The organism is Dorea ammoniilytica, assembly GCF_025567415.1.
GTDB classification, from domain to species: domain Bacteria; phylum Bacillota; class Clostridia; order Lachnospirales; family Lachnospiraceae; genus Claveliimonas; species Claveliimonas ammoniilytica.
This window is the reverse complement of sequence record NZ_JAOQJV010000002.1, coordinates 1-24814: the sequence shown is the minus strand read 5'-3', so window position 1 is coordinate 24814 and position 24814 is coordinate 1. Positions and strand designations below refer to the sequence as shown.

Genomic DNA, 24814 nt, shown 5'->3' with positions numbered 1-24814 from the left:
CTCCTTTATTCCGACACAAAGTACTGCTTTTTTTCTGCATCCGTAAGTGTCGCTCCATCCAGTACATCCTCTGCGCGTTTCTTCAGTTCCCGATAATCATATAACGGTGCGAAATAGCCATTCTCACCTACCAGCCAGACCACAAATATCTCATTGCCCTCAAAGCTGGCATATCCACTCGGCACATCCGCATAAGCGTAAAACTGCCCATCGTCATCTACCGAATATATTCTCAGACTGGAATCCTTATAATCGCCATCGCTCCACCTGTAACCACGGTACATAAGTCCAAAATAATTGCTGTTCCCATCTGTCACAAGATTGCCGCTGGCATCTCCAGAATCATCCCGCATCCGCACTTTGCCGGATTCCACATCCCACATCGTCAGATACTGATCGTCACCATAGCTTAACAGATACTGATCCTGATTCATAAATGCGCACTGCACCGTTTTATAATATCCGCTGGCAAGTGATTGCTTACAGGTACCCGTTTCCAGATCCAGAATATCGATCGTACCATCTGTCGTATATGCTGCAAGTACCGGGCTTTCCTTACCCAATACAAATCCATTCCAAGCTCCCATCGGATACTCCTGCTTGCCATCGATCTTCTTCCATTTTCCTGCTTCTACATCCCATACTTTCAAAAAACTGGAATCATAATCACGCACCTCCATAATCACATATTTATCATCTGCTGTGACTACAATATCTGCAATATAATTTTCTGCATCCACGAACTTCTCATCATCTACAAGACCGTCTTTATTCGAAACATCAATCCCGTCTTCCGTCATATCTGCCACAATAAAACGGCGGCGACTATATACAACGCATCTTTCTGTCTGATGAAAACACTGTACAGCATAATTCCGGTAATCACTTTCTTTCAGAAGCTGTCTCCACAACACCTTCCCCGTATCCAAGTCTACCAGTGTCTCCCCTCTTTCTTTGTCATAAAACATCAGGCAGGTCTGATTCTCCAGTTTGCAGATTGTCACATCATTTATCTCGGAATCTTCTCCACACTGGTATTCATAGATTACTTTATCCTCCCCGACTTTCAATACGCTCAGTGTCTTAACAGCTCCTATTACGCCATCTTTTCCTTCGACCACACGATACGTAGCCGTATCATCCCCCTCAGGGACTGATATATATTCTATATTGTTATACGAACTGTCAAATGTGAATTTCTTCATCTGTGTATCCTGTACCCGTCTGCAAAAAGTTACTTTTCTTCCAGACTCTTCTGTCCTGATTACACTTCCCATCGCATTGCTATATACCACATTTCCAACATTCTTATGAATTTCTCCGATCACCAGATCTCCGGTATTCTCTACAATTCTCCCCGCGAATGCCGGATACATTCTTCCATCCTCCAGGCCTACTATATACCACTCATCCCATTCATGTCTCACACCTGCAATATTGCTGGAATATACCTGCGAGCACACAGTACTTCCCGTTTCTGCGTCTAATTGTAAAAATTTATCTTTCAGCGACACTACTATCAGACTCTGTTCATTTCCATCCGTATTCACAGCAGCCGTCTGTATGGTACATGGTCTGGATATTGCCTGTACGTCATAGTCTTCCGATGTCCAGACACGCTCTCCCGACTCCGTATCATACATTGTCACATAATACCTTAGCGGAGGTTTGTCATCATATGCCTTCACTTCTCCCGCTAGTTCACACTGCACCACTGCCACACGATGTTCCCCCGCATATGTCATCACATCCGAATCCACATCAGAAAGTCTGGTAATGCTCTCATCTGCAAGAGACACACATATAACGCCTCTTTCAACATTTTCCTTCGCAGGACTGCCAGTACTCATCGCAATTTCGCTTCCATCTTCATTAAACACCATAGATGGCCGATAAATGAAGTCCTCACTTTCATACTCTATCTGATGTGTACATGTTTTCTGTTCCAGATCATAAACCCACAGAACATGTCCATTTGTAACCGCAAGATTCGTACCTGATATCGCATAATAAAGATTTGCAGCCTGAATCTCTTCTTCCTGACGTTCAATCTTACTTACAACTTTCTTCTTTTTCCAATCCAAAAACAAGATTTCTTCCTGAGACACTGCAACTGCCTGACTGTCTGATATTGGTGCGATGTACTGAAATACACCGCCATCATACCCTTTTAACTTGCCCGGATTTATCTTCCATGTACAGGTACCTGATTCTACATCCAGCACATAGGCTGTTCCCAGCTGATCCAGGCAACAATAGACTGTTCCGTCCGGACTCAGGTATTCTTCCTGATTCCCATCCTGTGCCCGCACTCGTGCATCCAGTTCATAAGCGCCTTCTGTCTTATAATCCATAAATGTATCTGTGTGCTGATAGGAATACAGTGCCTGATTCAGCGCATACATCTGCTCCGCCACCACCGGTTCATCGGCGTCTGGATCGTCCGGCGTGATCGCCATCACGGTCTTAAGTGCACCCATTCGGTCACCGCTATCTAACAGATCCCCGGAAATGTCCGCAAGGTATCTTGCCTGATTGCGCCTCGCCTCCTGATACTGTGCTTCCGTCTTTGCTGCCTGATACAGTGTAAATGCGGTCACTCCGACTGCCAGCACTGCTGCCGCACTCACACCCGCGATTACACGGCGGAACATGTAATCCCGGTGTCTCTGCTTCAGCTCATCATAAGTACAGCCAAGCATCGGCGCTAATATTCTTAGGAACTCTTCCTTCAGCTTCTTTTCTATCTCTCTGTGATCGGCACCTCTCACATCTGCTGCCATCGGCTCGATGCGTTCACGAACTGTTTCTGCCGTACCGTCCGGTCGCTGCAATATTTTCTCTTCATAACACAGGATATCCGGAAACGCCTCTTCCGGCTCACCTTCTGCCAGCAGTGTCAGCACTTTGTCCTTCGTATGTGTCAACAGAAATGTCTCGATCTCCCGCTGTACCCATTCCGACTTCACGGATCTCGGTGAGCAGATAACGATCAGATATTCTGAATTTTCCAGTGCCTCACAGATACCCATTGCCAGATTTGCAGACAACGGAAGTTCTTCTCTGTCGCGAAATACCCGTTCAATCTTTTTCTTACCGCTGATCTCCTGAATCTTCTTCGGCACCTTATAATGCTCCAGCATGGTATGCAGCTTTCCTGCTACAAATGCATCCGGCTCGCTGTGACTGTAACTGATAAATGCATCATACCTGACCGGTTCTTTATCTTTGATCAGTTCATAGGTCTCTTCAAACGTATCTCTGTCCACAAAGTTAAACTCAGCATCCACAATATTTCCACCGGCATTCCGCTTAATCTCATAGAATACAAGTGCCGCATCACTGGATGCGGTAAGCTTTGTACCCCAGCCGGTTCCCTTAAAATAATGTTCCGGATCTTCCTTATGAAGTTCCAGCCTTCCCTGCTCTATGAGAAACTCAACCTCCGGGCACATTGCATCACCCATCATCCAGACTTCCCGGTCTTTTGGAAACTGCTCATACTGATCACCATCTATATGCCTGTGATTCTTTTCAAAGAACTCTGCCTTATTGGGGTACGGTCTGCCGAATGCATCCAGCTTCACATAGTCTCCTGCATGCGCCGTCTCCCCCTTTTCATCTTTCGTTTCCATTGTATGTACTTCAAAGGTTCCGTCATCTGATTGACTTACCAGACCTTCTTTTATCAGTCTGTCAAGCCCTTCACTCTGTTCTCCCAGTCTGTACGCATTTACCCTTACCGTCTTCTTTCTTGCTCTTCTCATCTCGCTACTCCTGCTTACCTGATAGGCAAACAACCTCCATAAAATCCTGGTTATTTGTAATCAATCGGTCAAATAATTCATAGCCCAGTTCTGTTTTCAGATTATTCTTTTCCTTCATCCATTTTTCCACATCGGCAGATTCAAAATGTTCCGGATAACGGCAATAGTATTCACAAAATGTGTACACCGTCTGTAACAAATTAATATCTCTTGCGATTCTGGCATTCACATTCATTCCATTATAATACCCAGTCCACACATTATAATAATGTGTCAGATTCGCAATATCCGGATAGGTGCCTTTGACAAAAAGCTTCTTTAACACATCATTCTGCTTTTTCAATTCACGCTTCGGTTCATTCAGACTGATCATCTGATCTCCCACATCCGCTTCTGCCATATCATGAACTAACAGCATATCAAGAATTTCCCGCTTAGAATAACCATCTGCCGGATATTCTTCCGGCAGGAAAAACATTGCCATGATCCACGCACTGAATGTATGTTCTGCAATGCTCTCCGGATCCTCAATCTGTTTTTCCAGCCATTGATTTCGTTTAATCTCACGCAATCCACGATAGCGATTGTAGATCAATGGTCCGATGTCAAAATTCTCCGAATCCAGATAAATCCGAAGATCTTCTTCCATGCTCTTAAAATAAAACTGCAGCTTGTCCGACACAACATTCTTCGGTCTTGTCTGATATGCAGACAGATATTCCAATGCCTTTTCTGCCAGTGGACGCAGATCATACTTCAGAGTCTTTCTCTCATTTTGAATACGCGCCTGCAGCAGAGACAGCATTGTCACCAGATCTTTTTCAATATATCTGCCAGACTCTCTTAACAATACGCTCTCGATCCGACTGCTCAGAATTCGTATTGCCTGCTCTCCCAGGTTGATATCTTTATCCATATAATAAGCATCATGTGCTGCCATCTGATAATTATCTCCGAAATACTCGATCACCGCACCCCGGTTAATCGCATTAGCAATATCATTTACAATCACTACACACAGATACTCATCCAGAATCCCCACCTGTCCCTGCGACATCAAACCTGTACAGATTGAGCGGAACAAAAACTGTCTGTCACAGTTCTCAAGACAATTCCTGTTATCCTTCTTAGCTGTATCTTTATATCGTTCGAATTCATTCTGAAGAATCTCCACTGCTGCATCTGACAGATTCTTATATTCCAGTCTTCCAAGCCAATACGCAGCATTGCTCTTCTGACGCACATCAAACGTGTCATATTTTCCTTTTATAAAATCCAGTAAAATCTCCTGAAGTGGATAATTGTCCTGTAAAAAGGAAACAACAAAACGATTAGACATTGCTGTCATGATTGTCTTTAAAAAAGCATAATCATCCTGTTCCTGATAATGCTCTACTTTATCCACAAAATAGTATGCAATCAGAAACTCCAGATATGTGCTATGTTTATGTGGCAGAGACCACATCGCACCATTATATTCGATCGTGTTCAGATTATAAGACACATCAAATACATAGTGGTACAATTCCGATGCCACACATTTTAATTTTTCCACATCACCATATACTTCAGAAAGTGCCAACTTCTCGTACATATCGGAAAGCCTGATCTCCCTGCAATCATATGCCGTTTGCATCTCTGTAGCGATCAGGCGGATCAAAAAGATATCTACCACCGGGAATTTCAGTCTCTTTAATACCTGATAAGTCTCTTCCACATCCAGCTCATACTGGTAAATCCCATAAATGCTCCTTATCATTTTAATCACGGTTTCCCTGTCATCCGTCGGAACCTGATGTGTCGAAAAAAGATATCCTTTATTATCACCGGCAATCGGGATCACACGCTTTAATCTTGCACGATTTTTAATCAGTCCCACATCAATCGCACAGATCCTGCTGAATTTTCCATACTTTCTCCAAAGCTCAAACATTACATTTTCCGGTGATATCTTTGCCACATTATGCTCACGGATTGCTTCTACGAATAAAACAGGACGTACTTCTGGATGTTCCTGCAGATATTCAAAATATTCCTGAAATTCTTCAGCCAGTATCGCTTTCATCTGCTCTGCCACATTTTCCTGATTATATGGCAGTTTCTCATAATAACTCGCCGATACATAAAATGGAAGCGCGTTGCTGACTCCCATACTGAAATTCTTCAACATCTTATAAAACGCAAACTGAAGCAGCATGTTCTTGGCACTTCCAGGAAGTCCCTGCACCTGAATACAATTCTCCTTTTCACCAGACAGTTCTTCCACGATCAGCTCCGGAAACTCCTTACTGCATTCCACCATTCTCCTCTGGCGATACACATGAATAGTTGCATCAAACAATTCCTCTGCGCAATCCAACATTGCTTCATAGGACCTGTCTGTTAGTCTTTTATAAATATTGTACGGATACTTCTGACTCTTCTCAATAATCAGCCGAACAATTGCTTCTCTGCTATAACATGGTGATACCACCGTATCTGTATCCTGCTTCCGATCCTGTACCGGATTCTGCTCCGGTCGCTCCTGCTTTGTTATTATGCTGCCTGTCTCTTTATTTCGTAATGAGCAAATAGTATCTTTTAATGTTAATAATCCTTTATTAAAATCCTGATGCGCTTCAATCCAGTGTTTTCTTCCCAGAAAATATAAATATTCATCCGTAAATTCTATATCCTGAAGTTTAAATGGTATAATATTTTTCTTATTATCAAAAGCAATGCTTACTTCATTACTGACATGTCCGGATACATTGGTACTTTCAGATGCCAGCATAACTAGCGTATCGCATCTTCTGATTGCCGCCACGATCTGACTGGCATAGTTGGCTCCTGCCTCTATGTTACGCGGAGCGATCCAACATACAATTCCCTGTTCCTCCAGATAATTGCAAACCCGCACTGCCGTTTCCATTTCTTTTGATGAATAACTGATAAATACGATCTTTTCACTTTCCATAACATCCTACTCCCAATAAACGATTACCACACAGCTTGCAGACTGATATTCCGACCACAGCTGTGGTGTCTTGCCGCTTTGCGCCTGTATATAATCCATCATCTGCCATCCCAGATCGGCTTGCAACTGCGCCAGTATCTGATTCATCAGATCACTGCTTGCATACTGTATTCTTATGTTTTTCTTTCCGTCATTATAGGCCTGTTTCATAATATCCAGTGTCATTCCGGCATCTGCCGTTTCCAGATATCTGCCCTTCATCCGATAATATTCCAGAGAAGTATCCGTGCATTCCGGCAGCGGATAAGTAGTATCAGGCGTATGTGTCTGATTCAGCATCTGCCCGGAACAGCACAGGTATTCATATGCAATAAAATCTTTCGTCACATCTTCTCCCTGCAGTTCCCGGTAACCAGGATCCCCCCAGGTAGTGTCCACGTAATAATACTGTCCATCACATTTCACGATATTCCATGCGTGTGGTCCGCCTCCTCCGGTTCCTGTTACCCAGATACAATCCACGCCTGCCCGGTCAAGCAGGTACTTCGTAGCTCCTGCATATCCCGCACACACCGTTGTCCAGTTGCCAAATACACTATATATATTCTGATTATCCGGGGCAGACAGATCATATTCCGTCATGTCTACCAGCGTCTCAAAGACATATTTCACCTTATCGTAATCCGAACCGCCAGCCGGCACTCCTGCCAATATCTCTTCTGACTGTTGCTTTTCGATTGCCTCTCTCTTTTCACGCTCTGCTCCCGTATAATTATAATTCAAATTCAATATCACCCCTGTCGGGTTCGTATTGTATGTATACTGCAGACAATCCAGCCAGAAATACTCCGGCCAGTCCAGATACACACTCTGGAAGATCCGCGCCAGCTGATCCTTATCGATCCCTTCCAGCTCAACGGATGCTTCCTCATTTTCTATTGCATCGCACACTTTGTCATAACAATTTTTCTCTGTACCATCCAGCAGAGAATAATAATATCTCAGGTAATTTTCTTTCGGTTCTTTTTCTTTATCTTTATCATCTGCCTGTGCCTGATCCTGCACATCTTTCGCCTTGTCCGGGTCATCCTTCTGATCCGGCGTCAGATCTTTCACATCCTGTGTAACCGCCTTAACAAAATCCGTCGGTGACACTTCTATCATTACACCGCCGAAAAACAGCACCAATGATAACAATATATATTTAATAACTGATAACCCTTTTTTCATTCCTTAAGTCTCCCTGATTGATTGATGGTATCTGCCCAAAGCCCCATCATATGTAATGCAGCAAAAGCGGAGTATGCCTCTTTATGAGTGCATGCTCCGCTCCTGCTGTCCATCTCTTACAGCGGCGGAAATTCCTGAAACGGTGTACGTTTCTTTTCCTGCTGATAAGACAGAGAATATTTCTTCATATACTGAATAAATCCTCTTCCATACTCATCTTTCCGCATCATCGTTCGAACCTGCTCTCTCTTTCCGTAAGCAGTCTCATTCAGATACAGCAGATACTGGATCTCGGCCCATTTCGCCATACCTTCATATACTTCCAGACGATTCTGTGCCCCATAAGCTTCTATGATCTTCTTATCATCCCAGTTCTGGTATTGCCAGATATGAGTCAGTTCATGAGCAATCGTTGCCATAGCAGCGAGCCTCGGTGAGCCATTTTCAATATACAGACTGTAACCGGACGCATCTTTCTGTGCAAATCCAAGCACTCTTCCATCCACACCCGGTGTCGGTACAAAGTCTTCACCAAAATGCTTTGCGATCGTCCTCGCATCTGTCATACGTACTTTAATCGCCGCATTGATCTTAATGCCATAGAAGATCTCCATATTGCGAAGTACCATCTTATACACATCTTTGAATTCTTCCCCTGTCCGCAGCGCGGTTGAAGAACAGTGGCTGCACCGCTCTCTGCCATCCTTCAGCACATCGTACTCACCGCCTGCAATCTCTACGCCACAGAAATCACAGAAATGAGCACCGAGTTTATCCGGATCATATGCCCTGATATATTCCTGCGCTGCCTTTTCCTTATCGCGCACCTGCTGGAGTGGGTTATGGTCATAGCCATATGCCGCCAGATATGCTGTCGTGCCTGCGAAATCCAGAAAACCATCAATCTCATCATATCCATATTTCAGGAAGCAGTGCTTTTGATATTCCGTAAGTTCATGGTTTTCCTGATCGTCCTGCACGAGCTGCTCCGGTTCTTTCGTCTCTGTACTTTCCGGATCCGGTTTTTGCTCTTCACCCTCAGAATATGTAAATTCCAGCTCCTCGTCATTCCATGCCGGCTGCACCTCTGCCTGCTGTTTCTTTCCAGACAGCTTCTCTTTAATCTTCTGGACAATGCCTTTCTTCTTTTCTGCCGTCTGCTCTGCCTCCGGGCGTTCCTCCGGTTCCGGGAATTCCGGCACAAACTTCTCGACCGGTTTCTCCTTCTTCGGATGCTCTTTCATCTTTCTCTCATGCCATCCCAGAAGTTCCGTGATAATTTCAAAATATCGCTCCAGATTACGCTCCACAGAGGTAATCAGTCCCAGATCAATCTCACTGTCTTCTACAATGTATATGCCCGGTTCTTCAGATTCACTCTCCATTGAATACATCGCATATTTCAGATGCTCCGGAATCTCACTTTCCGTACTGAATGGAGTCACCGCACAGATATATGGATATGCATCCGGATAAGTTGTGCGGAAAATCTCATTAAGCATCAGTGCCATCGTATAACGGATCCGTTCAGAAGCTCCCGGAAATACCACTTTCATCACCAGTTTATTGCGATATGAACGCACTGGAATACTGCTTACATAGATATGACGGCCATTTTTTAGATCATGGTAATCCTGCATTTCCAGATATCCGTCTGTCTGCACTTCTACCTGACAATATCCTTTCAGAATACGGATATCCCCAAGTGATTTCTGACCGCCCACGCTGGTATCATCCTGCCAGTTACGAATCGCAATATGACGAATCTGACGGTAATACTTACGCCCCGTAATATGGTCGGCTGCTCTTCTTACAACTACGCCATTGCGCGGTGTGATCGACTGCACTTCATAGTATTTGCCCCCATAAGTCAGGAACTGCCCAGGAATCAGCGCCTGGAAAATGTGTCCGTACAGCTTCGCACCGATATAATATGTCTCTCCCTTTTCATCCTCTGCAATATAATATGCATTCTTCAGATTCTTGACAAACTCAGCGATCTCTGTATGTTCTTCGATCTCATAATACTTTCTGGTGATGGTCCGAAGTCCGTCTTCCATCAGTTCATCCCGGAAATGTATTCGGATATTAATCTCATCAATATTACAATGCTTATAGATCAGCTCTTTCAATGTATCTGCCGGTGTATCCTCATCATACACGATACCACTTACCATGAATGCTTCTGCAATATCATCCTCACATACCGGTTCACCTGCCATACGCATCAGGAGTTTTAACACGGTATTACGCTCTGACCTGGTATAATCTGCCACGATAGTCGGTACTGCTTTCGGGTCTGTCAGAAATGTCTTTGCATTCGCAAACATATAGTCTCTCAGCAGATAATTCTCGCTGACCACATTGATAAATCCCTGCTGTTTTGCTCTGGTCGCATAGAGGCGCACCATCTCGAACAGATTCTGGAATTCATCTTCCACAACCAGAAACGCATTTTCCTGCGACTTTGCACTCCAGAGATTGGAGTCCACCTGAAATGCTTTATTAAAGCTTTCCTGGCTTACCGGAAGATCTGCAAATCCACAGATCTTTTTATAATACTGTCCTGCGATCCATTTCATATCCAGAACCGGGAATTTATCACCACTGAACCATTTGGTATTCGCGATCTGATATTTTAACGCTACCGAATTAATCTCTGTACCGATACCCATATATCGGGAAATATTGGAGAATATTCTGTGGTGCATGTATTCGCCGTCCGCATCCCAACACATGATCGATGTGATCGATGCACTCTGGCTGGTTGCCGATACTTCTGTAATATTCGTACGAAGTGTATGCGACAACGCATCTACCAGCCCGTCACAGTTACGGTCACAAGCAGCATACACAACCGGCACTTCTTTATGAAATCTTCCAACCAGCAGATTCAATCCAATCTGTCCGGTCGCCAGAAGCTTCGATGGTTCTACAATAAATACGAATCCGACTTTTTCAAAAAACTCTGAATTTCTCTGCTGTATTTCAAAATTAAACAGATCACTGAATTTCAGAATCCCGATATCAGCATTCGTCACAGCCGTGTTCAGTACTTCTACTTTCCACAGACTGTCCGTATTGATCTGTTCTATGATTCCCTGCTCCAGCCACAGTTTCACATCATCCGTGGAGGAGTCTCTACCCATGACCACCAGAGTCTTCCGATTCTTCATCAGCTGTCTCGTCATCGGAATCATCAGATAATCTGTCAGATCCCGGTAAAATGGGTTACAGAACAATACGCTCTGTCCTTTCATCAGCTTAATGCAACTCTTTACATATCCCGGATCAATGTCCTTGCCGCTTTCCTTCAGCGCCCGGAAATATCTGCCAAGATTCGCTGATGCGCCATCCTTGCTCTCGCAGAGCTCTTCCAGCGTCTCAAATGCTGCCGGAACACCAATACCATTATCGATTGTCGTATCATATAATACATGCTTGTCAAACAGAGTCTTCAGCACATCTCGCAGAAGGCCATAATTGGCCACCTTGTAAGCATCTTCATCTTCACCGAGGATATCCCCGATAAACTGTCTCTTGGTAAGACCGGACAAAAAGCAGATCATTTCGCCCAGCACGATCAAGCCAAATACCGGATAAAATACCGACCGGAATGCCGCAAATGTCGGAAAGTACTGTGACAGCACAAACACCAGTGCCGACACGCCGACTGCCGTATAATAGATGCCTTTCCACATGAACCGAATCTGTGAATATTCCGGCTTTATAAACCATTTATCCAGCTCTTTATCATACTCATAGCACCAGCCACAGGCTGTTTCAATCAATCCTTCTGCTGCGTGGTGCTTCTTTTTCAGAACATGCAGTGCAATCAGCTTCACGATCAGGAATCCTGCCACCATCAGAAGATTCACCAGATATACCAGATACTTCTGAAGCTTCAGCTGTCGAAGCGCCGGAAGTGTCTTAACTCCATATGCAACCAATTCTGTAGTCACACCATAGATCCCATTCAAAAAGATCAGCACGACCAGACAATACACAAATGCAATTACCGGCATCGGGAACTGCCTTGCACGTTCCGACTCATTCAGATTAATCTTCAGACTCGCTGTACAGAGGAGTATGAAAGATGCTGTACAGAGTATAATTTTGATCAATTGCATTATCCCTGTCATGACTCTTCTCCTTTCACATCCTCATACAGATCTTCTCTCTCAATCTTCAGACCTGCAATAAATTTGTACGGAGCCCAGATCATATCTCCCGCTGTATTGAGCGGAATCTCTGTCTTCCCTCCGTCTATTTCATAATAGTAAAGCCTGTTATCCTTTGGCACCTTATCTTCATCAAAGAATCTGGTTACATTCTTTTCAAATGCTGCCGCTCTTCGAATACCAAACGCTGCCGCCAGCTCTTCATCTCTTGCGATCGTTGTCCTAAGTGCCTGCTTATGCGTCCGAAGCTTCTGCACGCGTGCTGACACCGCATCCTTGCGCTTTGTGACCCCTGCATAGATAGACTGTGCCTTCATATAAGTACAGAGGGTTGAAAAATACTCCTCATACTTATGCGCAGAAGTATTTACACTATTAACTACCGAACGCATCAGATCATTGAACCGCTCCATACTCGCCACGATCTGCTTTCTGAGAAGAACCAGAGCAACGATTCCTCCGATTGCCACAATCAACGTTGCTCCGAGACTTATGCCAAGTGCTCCCGCAAATGCCCCGCCTCCATTACGAAGCGAGTTGAAAATATACGGAATATATCCCATCAGATATACAAGCAGAATTAACACTCCTGTGCTGATCACAACACCTCGGCGCATCCGCACCGCAATGTCTTTTTTCACCTGCCTGTCAATCTCATTAACCTTCTTCTGAATCTGCTTTCCATCCACTGTACTTCGGGTATCGCTGGTCAGTATCTGTAGTTCCAGCGTATCCAGCTCTTCTTCCAGTTCTTCAATCTGAAAGCGATCCAGCTCGTACTCTTCATCAAAAAAGCTTTCTGCGCGAGATTTCACCTGCGCCGCCGCACGGTCTACCGCCCGTCTCGGCATCTTCAGATATCGTTCCACATTATCCGACTTTTCACGCACACTGGTATTCCAGTACATCAGTTCATCTGCCGGACAGTCTCTGCTGAGTCCGATATCTTTTGTCGAAATATACAGATCTTTTCCGGATACTTCTGTGAAGATCACCGGTATACGCTGCTTTTCAACAATCTTGGCACCATCCTCAAATACATTCTCCGGCTTCATACCGAGCCTCGTCTGTACAAACGCAGACGCTGCTTCCATTTGATTCAGATGCCGGTTCAGTGTCTCTCCCAGTTCTTCTTTTGACACCTCGATCTGCATCCGGTACAGCTTATACGCCTGCAGGATGCTGGCCGGTATATGGTTCACAGCCACCGTCAGTATACCCATCCAGAATTCCACCAGTTCTCTGGTATAGCGGCTGTTCTCCGGATTTGTAATATCACCGCAGATAAAACGGCAGATGCCCGGATAGTTATTTCTCCGGCTGAAATCAGAACTCTCCATCTCAAACGGAGACTTCCATGACTCATAGATATAATTCTCATCATCCGGATGTCTGCGCAGAGAGAACAGGTAGACTTCCTGCGGACGCACATCAGAAAACGTATATTTTTCTTCCAGTGCCTTTCTCGCCTTTTCTGCTTCCTCCGATACTCTCTCCTGCAGATAGATCGGACGCAGACCGTCACGGTATTGTTCTGACAGGGCATAGAACTCTTCTCTGGAAAGTTCGGAAGCTCTTACTCTGTGAGTCGCTCCCGTCTCTACATCCACATACTCATAGGCTTCTTCAAAATTCTTAACCGGTGCTGCCGGATATCCACAGATCATATGCGTCAGGCGCACCAATGGTATCGCACTATCCTGCGGCACAGCGTCCTCCGCTGCTTTTGCAGCCTCCACCGGAAAATCAAATGGATTCTTTTCATCCGGCACCGGACCTTTCCGATTGCCATAGACAGGCTCTGCACTTACGATCACAGCCCTCCAGTCAACTTTTCCTCTGATCTGTTTGTACAGATCCGGGACAGACGTTTCAAGGTCTGTTCCGGATTCATTCCAGTCACAGAAACTAATGGCTCCCTTATCCACAAACGGTTGAAAAAGATAACGGTATTCTCTCAGCAGATCCGATGAGTGCTTACTCAGTATTATCACTGTATGCATTATTTTCACCGCCTTTATATTCTGCTAATTATTCTCGTCTCTCTCTGGCGTTTTCGATCAGTTCCTGCATCTTCTCGCACAGATTCTCCTGTTCCTTGTTCTCCAGCTCATTGGCTGCGATCTGCATCAGATCATCTACGTAATCACTGAAATCATCTCTCCAGTTTGCAAAATACCAGTCTACATTTTTATCGAATGCTTTTACCTGGTCGAATACGAAGTTGCCATAGATCCAGTCAAGATCATCGCCAAGTACGATAGTACTCATGTATTCGTAGATCATCTGCAGGCTCTCTCTCATGATATCTTTGCCGACCTTCTTATCAAATTCTGCCGCCGGTGTAGATACCTTCAACAGCAACGCAAGATCAAAGATTGTCAGCCCGCTCTTCTTAAACTCATCTGTTTTTAACTTACCGATATGCTTCATCAGAAGGCTGTTCTCGATTGTAATCTTACCGGCACTGTTCTTCTCTGCCGTAAACTTCTTATCCATATAATTCAGGATTGTCTTAACAACGACCGGATTAATGATCAGCGCATCCAGCACTTCATAATAATGATCACAAGGTGTGCCATTCGATACCACAAACTCTTCGGTATCAATACCATTTAACTGCAGTCTGTAGAGATATTTGCCCTCTGCAATTTTTCGGTAACTGATCAGATTGAAGATCATACCAAGAATAAATGCACGGTAAATTCTTCTCTCCTGACGTTCCTGATTCTCGTCATCCAGATCCGGCAGACAGGTAATGATATGCCATTTGCGGTCGATATGCGGAGTGATCACCGGTGTCTTATCTGACTTCGGCTTGATCTGGCTGATCAGTTCATAATACGCCTTGTAATACTCACCTTCGCATCTTCCGTCAGCTTCGCTTCCCGGCGAGAACTTGGACAGACCATTGGCACGCAGTCCGTAGATTGCCTGATAGAACATAATCATATTCAACGGAATATCCTCATCCGGATTGCCACCGTAATTGCCAAGCTCCTGAGCAATCAGCATAGATCTCGGGGAATCATCCTTCGGATCCAGCTGCTTACTGTATGTGCAGGCTGCGATCGGCTCTCTCTGTTCGCCAAGCGGTCTTTCGATAAATGGATTAGAAAGGCTTCTGGTCTCTGCGATCACACGGCGCACATACTGTTCTACACGTCCGTAATCATATTCATTGGCTTCGTACTTAGCTTCTCTTTCCAGTGCTGAAAGCACATCCATATTTACCGTTGTACCGTAAATCTCCATCAGAGATTTTTCAAAATATCCGATAATTCCATCTTCGAATAATTCCTCGAAGTATCCGCCATTTTCCGGTTTGTCCTTCATCATGGAATATCCGCGGACTTTTGAATAAATATCCTCTGCCAGCTCCTTATCAATCGTAATCGTATTGCCGGTATATGGCATTTCCTTCAGCAGTCTGTTAAAGCAGTTAGCCGATGCACACACATAACGTGTAGTTTTACCAGCTGTATTCACATATTTTTTCAGCAGAGAATTGATTCTTCTGTCCAGTTTGCCAATGCGATCTTCGAAAGATGCATAGAAGGTCTGGAACGCATCGCACAGATTGGTAATATAATCAATACCTTCTCTCAGTACTTCTGCCAGCACGCTGCTTGTTCTGTACTTATCCACCTCACTCAGATAATAACGGAACTGATCCTTCATCTCCTGCTGCGTCTTCTTATCAATCTTACGTTCTGTCAGCTGATCCACGGTCTCTGTCTCATCCGTCTTCGGATCATCAAATATATTATAGAAGTCATCAAAGAACTTCTCTTTTTTCTTATTCTCTTTGTCAACGAATACCTTTTCCTGTTTCATCAGTTCCAGTGCCTGATACAGGAAATAACGGACTGCATTCGGATGGATAAATGCATCATGCTGATCACGCAGATATGTCTCCATCTGGTGTGGAAGCCGGTCCTTCGTTGCAGAATCGTTCTTTGCACGGAAGATGGTGTATGCGATGGTTCTTCCGGAATCCTCGCTCCGTCTCATAACCATATCTTTATACTTTTCAACTTCCATAAATGCAGACTGCAGATCTTCTTTTGCCTCTTTCTTACCGACCTCGATATCGTTGATCAGTCCCATTGCCTGTCTCTTCTGTGAATCCAGATCCAGCTGTCCTGTCATCACGCTGGTCTTTACAAACTTCTTCAGCTGATCCACGTACTCAGACCATTTATCGCTGACTTTCTTGTATCCACCGTCATCATAGATGGTGCAGGCCTCCTCAATTGCCTTGGCAAACGGATCTTTCTGTTTTGCCATCTGCTCAATCGAACCGATGTAACTCATAGACGGATCGATATCATTCACATGGAATCCCTGCGCACGCATTTCCGAATTTGCCATGCAGCGTTCTCTGTACATATCATCAAATACCAGCCACTGCTTCGATACACATTCCTTTGCCCAGTTAAGTGCAATATATTCTTTTACGTCCTCCGTCGGGTAGATCAGCATTGCTGAACCTGCTCCCGCATAACGATTGCGTCCTCTCTGTGCACACAGCTCACGGATTGTATTATCCTCAGATGAATTGCTTCTCTTATTCATCGGTCCGATGGACTGTGAATAAATACAGTTTGCTGCATGATCCAGATACTGGTTAAAGCTGTTCAGCTTCTTGCCCTCTGTATTCTGTGCATCAAACAGGAAGCAGAAATCATATGGTCTTACATCATATTCTTCTACTTCAGAAGAACCTACACGCGGGAACTCTACACGTACTGTCTTGTCATATTTCTCAGGCAGGGTCTTATCCCCTTTCATCAAAAATGCATCCAGCTCACGGAGTGCCGCATACGCATTACAACGCAGATTGTTACGTTCTGACTGTCCACGGATCACTTCATAGAATACTTCCGGAAGGATAAAAAATCCTCGTGTAATATTCGCACTTGCCTGGAACTTTGTTGCCAGATAATTCTTCAGGTAAAGTGCCACCGGAAGGATCAGTCCGGATCCGGTACCGCCGGCCAGTGAACTTACAATTACCACACGCAGAGCCTGCTCGCCGGAATCTCCTTCCAGCTTATACAGTTCTTCAATTGCTTTGTGTAACGGCTCCATATTACCGGCACGAATTGCTGTATCTAATGCAAGTCTTGAAATCGCTCTTACCTGTCCGGCGCCTTCTGTCAGCGACTTGCTGTTCAAAATACCATTTACCGGAAACCAGGTATCTCTGGCATGCGTATCAATATTCAGATACTCGCCTACCGTCAGTTTCGTAGAAGTCTGAATTGTCTTGATATACGGATTGGCCTCACGGATCTCACGCAGCTCATTGATATCCGTATCAAATACTGCAAAACCAATATGCTTTCGCTGTTCCTCCGTAACCATCTTGGATACACGGCTTACAATCTTGGAACCGGTTCCCCCAAGTCCTACTAATAATGTTGGTGCAATCATTTGTCTTCCTCCTCACTAAAGTATTGCTTTATCATTTCCTCTTACCCTTTTTGATCGATCCGTCTGCAGTTCTCTGCACATTCGGAATACATGTATAAGTAAATTCAGGCGTTGCCACCACAATGATCGTGCTCGCCGATATACGGTAATGTCCTTTGTAATTATCCGGTATAGACATTCCGTTAAATGTCGTATCTTCTTTACCTGCAAAAGTCGATGTGTTCAAGATCATCATACTTCCGCCTCCTGCAGCCTTCACCCTCGCAGTCTTCTTTACCGGAGCCGGTGAAAATGTCAGCCTTCCGACCTCTGCCTTATATGGTAGAAATACAGATAACTTATTCTTCTCAAAATTACCTTTCACTATCGAATCACGTATCCCAATCTTTTCGGCCGTACATTCAATAGATGGTCTTGATTTCATCTTTCTTGGAAAACGCTTTTTAAACGGTGGGATATATCCCAGAATCAAAATCAGCAGCAGTAGGCCAAGCGCAATCTGCTTCCAGTAGTGTTTCAGATAATCCAACACGCCTCTGTCATCCTTGATCTTCATTGATACTGTCTGCGCCTTGCCATAAGAATTACCGTCAATCTCTGTCGACACATCAACTGTAACCTCTGCTTTACCGGTATCGGTCTCAAACATTTTACCGTCTTTATATTTTGGAATTGCAATCCATGTAGACACTTCACTGCCTTTCTGGATATCCCAATCCAGCGCAAATGTATCTCCCTGCTCATTCACTGTGCCGAGTTCTACCGTTGCATTCTCCCACTGCTCTTTTGTCAGCGGCTTGCCATTCTTCTTCGCTGTAATCTTCAGTGGTTCCGCATTATCTATCTCTTTTAATGCCACAGACTTCGGCGCCTGTACCTCCATATCAAGTGTACATACCTTATAAGTCTTTTCTGCATGATCCATATAATCATTCAGATACACAACATCCGCCGACAGCTGAAGTTCATCTCCATCAGCCTGAATATCAACCGTCTGCGTAACTCCTCCGTTGCCACCCAGTCCATACTCCTGTCCATTCACCGTCAAGGTATATTCAGGCTTGCCAAGCAGCTTAGAATCCTTAATAAACTTTCCAGATAACAGATCGATAAATCCAACCTTTACCTGATACGAACCTCCTTCAATGGTATCTCCATCTACTTTCTTGCCACCCTTCAGCAATTCTGCTCCAAACTCTACATTTGGTTCATAATATACCTGAATAGAATCTGCTCCTTCTATATTCAGAGTATACTCTCCTTCTACAATGGATGAAGACGGATCTGCAAATACTGCTACTGCACCTTTTAATGATGTGTCTTTCGTCGGAACCTGCGTTACATAAGAAGTCTGTCCTGCGCCGTCCGTACTGCTGCATGACACGCTGTAGCAGTTCTCCATCTTGACTTCGCCACCCTCTTTATTCTTCAGGCTCTTAATATCTACATTACTTCCCTGTGCAAATACGATCAGCTTACTGAGTGGCACATCCAGTTTCAACGGATTACCAGCCTTATATCCCGGATATTCATTTCTCTTAAAAATACGATTGCTTACAATTGCCAGTTCATTGATCACCGCCGCACTGTCTCCGGCTTTCTGTGCATAGAGTCCTGCGTCCTCATTGCTGTCCGGCACATTCTCGACTTCACTTCCCATGCCAAGGAACTGTACGTACATATTGTCCCGGGATGCAGCCTTCTGTTTCAGATCCTCTTGCAGACCTGCTGCCGGCACATCACTGTCAAATATACCATCTGTCAGCACTACGAGCCAGCCTTCCTGCGCAGCCCCGCTGTCTAACAGTGCAGTCAGTTCTGCTGATGCCGTATTCACCTGTGTATAAGGTGTTCCTTCCGGATCCGGTGTATACATATTATGAATCTGCGCAATGTCATCCGTAGACTGCACCGTAATGGATGTCGTTCTGTCCGTACCCGCATTGCCATTCACCGTAACCGGATGCATCGGAAATACCTTCATCACATCTCCGCTGTCGAAATTCATCATCGCAGCAAACACTTCCATCGCATAGGTTGCCTGCGACCACGCCATATTCCCCGGCTTGTACATACTTCCCGAGTTATCAAATACTACATAGATTGCTCTGCTCTTTCCCGCCTGTGCTGCCTGCACTTCCTTCGGCTGCGAGACCAGTATAACGGTCATCAACATAACAACTGATAACATCACACTCAGCACACTCTTACATACTTGCTTCATCTTCTGTCCCATCCTCATAACTTTTCACTCTTCTCAACCAGAATCCATTTCACTCCTGATTGAATACAAAATATAAATTTATTATAAACTAATCCGACATATCTCACAATGTATTCGCATCAAATTGCGATAAAAAATCAGCAGAGCATCTGCCCTGCTGATCTTGCTATTCTCGCATTGTCTATATATTATTTTCGTAGTAATCAGCCAGATATGTGTAAAAATGATCTCTATCAATATGATACTCTTCCGGAACATCAAAAAGAAGTCTGTCCAACATCTGATCCATAACCTCTTTTGCCTCATCATAACTCATATCTGCTGTCACATATTTATCCAGATACATTTTTGAAATATAATCATAGATTGGATAATACACCGACTGTGGATTCTCTCTGCTGTCGTCGTGATAATCCTCATACTGTTCATTCATCAGTGACAATATCGTCAATGCATAATTGTCATCCTGATTGTATGTATCCAACTGCTTCGCATAATACGTCATACTGTGATTCACGTAATCATTCAGCGTGTAATTATCCATACATTCCAATATAATCTGATGGGCATTGCTCTGAAACTGATACGCAATATCCTTCTCCTCATAATCAAATAGACTCACTGCGAACAACGAATTGAGTGCTTCCGCATTCGGGATATCATAATAATTCAATCCCATAAACTGTATCGATACACGATTACCATCTTCGTCCTCATAAATACTATCTCTCAAGCAGTGGCTGAATTCATGATAAAGGACCTGATAATCCCAGGTGCCTTTTTCGTATTCTTTATCCTTCAGTACATAGATCTTATCTTCATCTCTCACGTAACATCCACAGGAATTGGTATCCCAGGTAACTTTCAGCAGTTCCTGGTCTGTGCATTCAATCACCTCCAGATCTTTCAGATTACGGTAAAATGGTCTGAGTTCAATATCCGGATACTTATCAAATACTCTGGTACAATACTCAATCAGAATCGGTTTGAATTTCTTGGCAATCTTGGAGTTCTCATTGATCACGTCAATGAAATCCTCCAGTTTCTTCGGTTTAAAATCAAGTGTCAGATCCACGTAATCCATATCATAGATATACAATCTATTTGAATTGTCCCGATTGTCAATGTATGTGTCCACTTCATACTCGCTACCCGGTTCGATCACGCCATAAGGTCTGTCTCCAGGCTGTTCCTCTGCTTTCTTCTCTCCGTCTGCTCCTGCTTCAGCTTCATCAGTCTCTGTTCGTTCAAAGCTCTTCTTGCTTTCGTATGCTTTCTGAAATTCCTGTGCACTCTGATGTACTTTATATGCCGAATATCCTACAAGCGCAGCAATAGTGCCAGCAATTACGGCCAATATAATTCGTATTTTCTTTTTCATTCCTCGTAACCCTTATACTCCTAACCTATACTCATACCACTGGTTATTCACCTTTCTTATTCAGATCAATTATGTTCATTTTTCTTAAAATCGACTCTTTAATTGCTCCACTTAAATATGCCGGATCACTTCTACAGGTGTGCCGGATGGATTATTCACAAAATCACGAATCATATCTACAAGTGTAGTCTTTCCAGTTGCACCGTTCCCCTGGATAATCGTCAGATTTCTCCGAAGCTCAAATTCATACTTTAAACGTTTTGTTGATACAATAACTTTATGTTTTCCTTTCATCGCATCCTCCTGCCATCAAACAAATTCACCTGCAATTGATACCAGTTCTTCCATGGTATGTACAATTTCATTCATGTTAAGGATACGGATATTAAATGGTTCAACTTCAAATTTCATCAAATGACGTAAGTTTATTGTTCTTTCATAGCTCCATAAAATATATTCAGCATGTAAAATCTACTCCTCCTGTTAGATTAGCCTTGAATGAATTTCTTCTCACTACAATACAAATGTATTGTCCAAAACCTACGTAAGTGCTTTTTAATCATCCAACAATATCAATGTTATATTGTTCGCACCATTCTTTCGAAATACGTTCATAGGCACGGTCTCGATAATCATACCACTTTTGTTCCAGATTTAAATCGAATAATCTATCTTTAAATCTTCTAAAAGCTCCTCTTCCCTGTATTGCTCTCTCCAATGTGTCTTGATTTCTGCCTTCAGGCAGGTCGTATATAAATTCTTCCATAATCCTATACTCATTAATTTCATACTGTCCTGGTAAAGGAATATACTCTTCTATAAATGAATCTTCTATTTCTGCAATAAGCTCTGGATTATCTTCGCCATCAACCATACCATCAAAAATCATGAGTACTTTTCCATTTTTCACATCATAATAGTATTTTGTATCATCATTCACAAAATCCATCGCTTCTAGTACATCTTCTAATTTAACCCTTCATTTTCTATCATCCCGCTACTTTTCAACAATCTCCCAGTAGCCACTCTTAGGCGAACCATGTCTCTTAAGTATGCCATACTCTTTTAACTTCTTAATATTCTTTTCTATGCTTCGACTTCCCAAATCTAATTGTTCTGCTATTTTTGCTGCAGATAGTTGTTTATTCGCAAGAAGTAAATTCACGATTTTTTTCTGTGTATCAGTTAATTCATGATCCTGAATTTTCTCCGTTTTATCTCCGTCTTTTCTCCGGCTCTTCTCCGAACTTTCTCCGAACTTTTTCTCCGGCTCCATCATGGAATTGTTTCTAAACAACTCTACCCGAAACATATTATCGAATTCCTGAAATCTCGGCTTTGGAAGTCCATACTCTTCTGCTGCATTAAGGATTCTTTTAATTCCGCTTCCCCATGCCTCTACAAGTCCCATCTGACTGAATATGTTGGCAATGCCTTTATTCCGGATCTTCGAATGACCATTCATAACTTCTTCATAAGTCAATCCGTTATATAAGCCACCCGGAGAAGTCACCTCCAGTCTGTCATCATAAACTGCGACCTGAATACAGGATTCATCCAACAGATTCCGATGACAATGGGCATTAATAATCATTTCCCTAATTGCTTCCGGCGGTAGCTCATATTTCTCTTTTCGCACCAATCCATCAATCGTTGCTCCAAGCCGAATATTTCTCAATACAAAATCTACTGCTTCTTCGATTTGTGTATAAATCGGTCCTGTAAATTCTCTCTTATCCAGAAACACTGCACGATCTGTTCCCTTGAATACCGCACATTGTGTTTTAGAAAATGAGAAATAATCTGATGTCAGCAATGCATAGGCATTCGTTGCCAGAAGCTGTCCCTCACTCTGCTTTAAGATTTTCCAGTTTATCAGCTGCTCTTTCTTTACAGAATGTTCTGACATTCCTGCTTTCTTCCGGAACTTTTCGATATCCTGACAAAGTTTCTCTGTTGCTTCCTCTGAAACAGGATAACCCACACAAGTAAGCTCATCCCATGAGATTCTAGCACCTTCCATTTCCAGCTCTTTTATCTTCTCCGGAAATGCCTGTCTTGATGTACCTGCTACACGGATATAAGTGCCATTATCTTTTCCCTTTGATTTCAGATAATATGGTCTATTCTTTCCTGCTTCTACTGATACAACAATAACTGTTTTCCCATTTACCGTCTGCGGCTCAATATCAGGAATAATCTGTGGCACACAGGAATCAGAAACTGCATTGGCAATTCCATCCATCAGCTGAAACAACACGTCATTTTCCACACCAACAATCTGGTGTGTTTTATCATCTACTCCAACAATCAGCTTGCCGCCCTGTGTATTGGCAAAAGCTACGATCGTCTTCATGTATTTTTCACTTTTATCGGGTAAGGATACCTTGTACTCAATATTTTTCGACTCCCCGGAAAACATAGTATCTTCTACCATTCTTTCACTCCTAATCTATACTCGCACCACTGGTGCGAATAATTCTATTTCCAGAGCAATCCTCTCTGGATCATTAACACTATTATACGTTCTATTCTTCTTTTCTATCAAGCAAGAAAACAAAACAGTTCATTTTTTCTTACCATTTTCTTCTGTTCTTTTTTGATGCCAGATAAAGTCTCGTCACTTCTTAATGACAACTGTGGCTTCCACATCCATGCTCGCCACATGTATGTCCTTCCCCGTGGTTGTGCTCGTGATGAGAACATTTCACATCCGGATTATACTCAAGTGTTTCATTGATAAAAGCTTCTACTGCTTCATCTGCATCTCCGGAAACTCCTCCGAAAAGCTTGATGCCTGCTGCCGCTAACGCTGTCTGTGCGCCGCCTCCGATTCCGCCACAAATCAAAACGTCTGCATTCAATGCGTTAAGAACTCCTGCCAATGCGCCATGTCCGCTTCCATTCGTATCTACTATTTCTGAATGTACTACTTTTCCTTCCTCTACATCGTAAATCTTAAATGTCTCTGTGTGTCCAAAGTGCTGGAAAATCTGTCCATTTTCATATGTTACCGCTATTCTCATGATACCTTCTCCTTTTTCTGCTGCATATTTTTTGTAAATTTCCTGTTTGTAACATCCTCCAAAGCTGCAGTTGCCGCTCTGACCGTCACAGATTCTGAAATCTCCGCCCTCGATTCTGAGAGGATGTCCATCAATAAGTGCATCTGCTATTTTCTTCCGGGCAATCTCGTAAATCCGCTGGACTGTTGTTCTTGCGACTTGCATAGATGCTGCGCACTGCTCCTGACTATAACCTTTCTTGTCCAAAAGACGAATTGTCTCGTACTCATCTACCGTTAGAACAATGGGTGCTTTTTTCTCAGCATTATCTGCCGGAAGAAATTCTAAAACATTGGGGAAATGGCAAACTTTTCTGCATTTTACTGGTCTCGGCATAAACTGCTCCTTTCTCGCTTTTCTTATATAATAGCCCTATAAAAGGCATATGTCAATAACGTTTTTGACATATGCCTTTTATGAATCACCTTATAGTATTACTTCTTTTCATTATTTTTTAATTTACAGATACCCTGCGTTTATAATGGTCTCATAAATTAAGACACTTTTTCGGACAGTTTTTAATGAATCTGATATACTTAAACCAGTATGAAAGAAAGGATCCATTATCATG

General features: G+C 43.4%; 12 protein-coding genes and 1 pseudogene. All 13 read right to left on the bottom strand.

Features of this window, described 5'->3' with window-relative positions; all coding sequences use genetic code 11:
* Nucleotides 1-5 precede the first annotated feature (5 nt).
* The 13 genes and pseudogenes from OCV65_RS02145 to OCV65_RS02085 all read right to left on the bottom strand — a co-directional run bounded on the left by OCV65_RS02145 (nucleotide 6) and on the right by OCV65_RS02085 (nucleotide 24579).
* Nucleotides 6-3767 (bottom strand): toll/interleukin-1 receptor domain-containing protein, encoded by a 3762-nt coding sequence (locus tag OCV65_RS02145; RefSeq protein WP_262580797.1) that lies wholly within the window; start codon nucleotides 3765-3767, stop codon nucleotides 6-8.
* 4 nt (nucleotides 3768-3771) lie between these two features.
* The gene (locus OCV65_RS02140; RefSeq protein WP_262580796.1) at nucleotides 3772-6723 is read right to left on the bottom strand and encodes an HD domain-containing protein; all 2952 of its coding nucleotides are present in this window, start codon (nucleotides 6721-6723) and stop codon (nucleotides 3772-3774) included.
* A 6-nt stretch (nucleotides 6724-6729) separates the two neighbouring features.
* On the bottom strand, nucleotides 6730-7953 hold the full coding sequence (locus tag OCV65_RS02135) for a transglutaminase domain-containing protein (protein WP_262580795.1): 1224 nt from the start codon (nucleotides 7951-7953) through the stop codon (nucleotides 6730-6732).
* Between the two features lie 116 nt (nucleotides 7954-8069).
* Nucleotides 8070-12095: a hypothetical protein gene (locus OCV65_RS02130; RefSeq protein WP_262580794.1), complete on the bottom strand. Its 4026-nt coding sequence runs from the start codon at nucleotides 12093-12095 to the stop codon at nucleotides 8070-8072.
* Nucleotides 12092-14137: a hypothetical protein gene (locus OCV65_RS02125; RefSeq protein WP_262580793.1), complete on the bottom strand. Its 2046-nt coding sequence runs from the start codon at nucleotides 14135-14137 to the stop codon at nucleotides 12092-12094. Before OCV65_RS02125 ends, OCV65_RS02130 begins: the two co-directional genes overlap by 4 nt.
* Before the next feature lie 28 nt (nucleotides 14138-14165).
* Entirely contained in the window at nucleotides 14166-17573 is a 3408-nt protein-coding gene (locus tag OCV65_RS02120; RefSeq protein ID WP_262580792.1) for a tubulin-like doman-containing protein, read from the bottom strand.
* A 31-nt stretch (nucleotides 17574-17604) separates the two neighbouring features.
* Nucleotides 17605-19797: a hypothetical protein gene (locus OCV65_RS02115; RefSeq protein WP_262580791.1), complete on the bottom strand. Its 2193-nt coding sequence runs from the start codon at nucleotides 19795-19797 to the stop codon at nucleotides 17605-17607.
* A 181-nt stretch (nucleotides 19798-19978) separates the two neighbouring features.
* A complete protein-coding gene (locus OCV65_RS02110; RefSeq protein ID WP_262580790.1) occupies nucleotides 19979-21178 on the bottom strand; it encodes a hypothetical protein in 1200 nt (399 codons plus the stop codon).
* Between the two features lie 111 nt (nucleotides 21179-21289).
* Entirely contained in the window at nucleotides 21290-21472 is a 183-nt protein-coding gene (locus OCV65_RS02105; protein WP_330666864.1) for a hypothetical protein, read from the bottom strand.
* Nucleotides 21473-21487: 15 nt separating this feature from the next.
* Nucleotides 21488-21607 carry a DUF4869 domain-containing protein gene (locus OCV65_RS13400; RefSeq protein ID WP_416810571.1) on the bottom strand — a complete coding sequence of 40 codons (120 nt, stop codon included), beginning with the start codon at nucleotides 21605-21607 and terminating at the stop codon, nucleotides 21488-21490.
* A 130-nt stretch (nucleotides 21608-21737) separates the two neighbouring features.
* Nucleotides 21738-22133: pseudogene (locus tag OCV65_RS02095) on the bottom strand (UPF0158 family protein); the annotation flags it as partial.
* Between the two features lie 42 nt (nucleotides 22134-22175).
* Entirely contained in the window at nucleotides 22176-23615 is a 1440-nt protein-coding gene (locus tag OCV65_RS02090) for an AlbA family DNA-binding domain-containing protein (RefSeq protein ID WP_262580788.1), read from the bottom strand.
* 190 nt (nucleotides 23616-23805) lie between these two features.
* Nucleotides 23806-24579: a NifB/NifX family molybdenum-iron cluster-binding protein gene (locus OCV65_RS02085; protein ID WP_262580787.1), complete on the bottom strand. Its 774-nt coding sequence runs from the start codon at nucleotides 24577-24579 to the stop codon at nucleotides 23806-23808.
* Between the last annotated feature and the right edge of the window lie 235 nt (nucleotides 24580-24814).

What these genes read in the sequence shown, in the direction of transcription:
- OCV65_RS02120 (WP_262580792.1), bottom strand. Translation starts at nt 17,573, where the DNA reads ATGATTGCACCAACATTATTAGTAGGACTTGGGGGAACCGGTTCCAAG.
- OCV65_RS02105 (WP_330666864.1), bottom strand. Translation starts at nt 21,472, where the DNA reads ATGAAAGGAAAACATAAAGTTATTGTATCAACAAAACGTTTAAAGTAT.
- OCV65_RS02115 (WP_262580791.1), bottom strand. Translation starts at nt 19,797, where the DNA reads ATGAAGCAAGTATGTAAGAGTGTGCTGAGTGTGATGTTATCAGTTGTT.
- OCV65_RS02085 (WP_262580787.1), bottom strand. Translation starts at nt 24,579, where the DNA reads ATGCCGAGACCAGTAAAATGCAGAAAAGTTTGCCATTTCCCCAATGTT.
- OCV65_RS02110 (WP_262580790.1), bottom strand. Translation starts at nt 21,178, where the DNA reads ATGAAAAAGAAAATACGAATTATATTGGCCGTAATTGCTGGCACTATT.
- OCV65_RS02135 (WP_262580795.1), bottom strand. Translation starts at nt 7,953, where the DNA reads ATGAAAAAAGGGTTATCAGTTATTAAATATATATTGTTATCATTGGTG.
- OCV65_RS02090 (WP_262580788.1), bottom strand. Translation starts at nt 23,615, where the DNA reads ATGGTAGAAGATACTATGTTTTCCGGGGAGTCGAAAAATATTGAGTAC.
- OCV65_RS02125 (WP_262580793.1), bottom strand. Translation starts at nt 14,137, where the DNA reads ATGCATACAGTGATAATACTGAGTAAGCACTCATCGGATCTGCTGAGA.
- OCV65_RS02140 (WP_262580796.1), bottom strand. Translation starts at nt 6,723, where the DNA reads ATGGAAAGTGAAAAGATCGTATTTATCAGTTATTCATCAAAAGAAATG.
- OCV65_RS02130 (WP_262580794.1), bottom strand. Translation starts at nt 12,095, where the DNA reads ATGACAGGGATAATGCAATTGATCAAAATTATACTCTGTACAGCATCT.
- OCV65_RS02145 (WP_262580797.1), bottom strand. Translation starts at nt 3,767, where the DNA reads ATGAGAAGAGCAAGAAAGAAGACGGTAAGGGTAAATGCGTACAGACTG.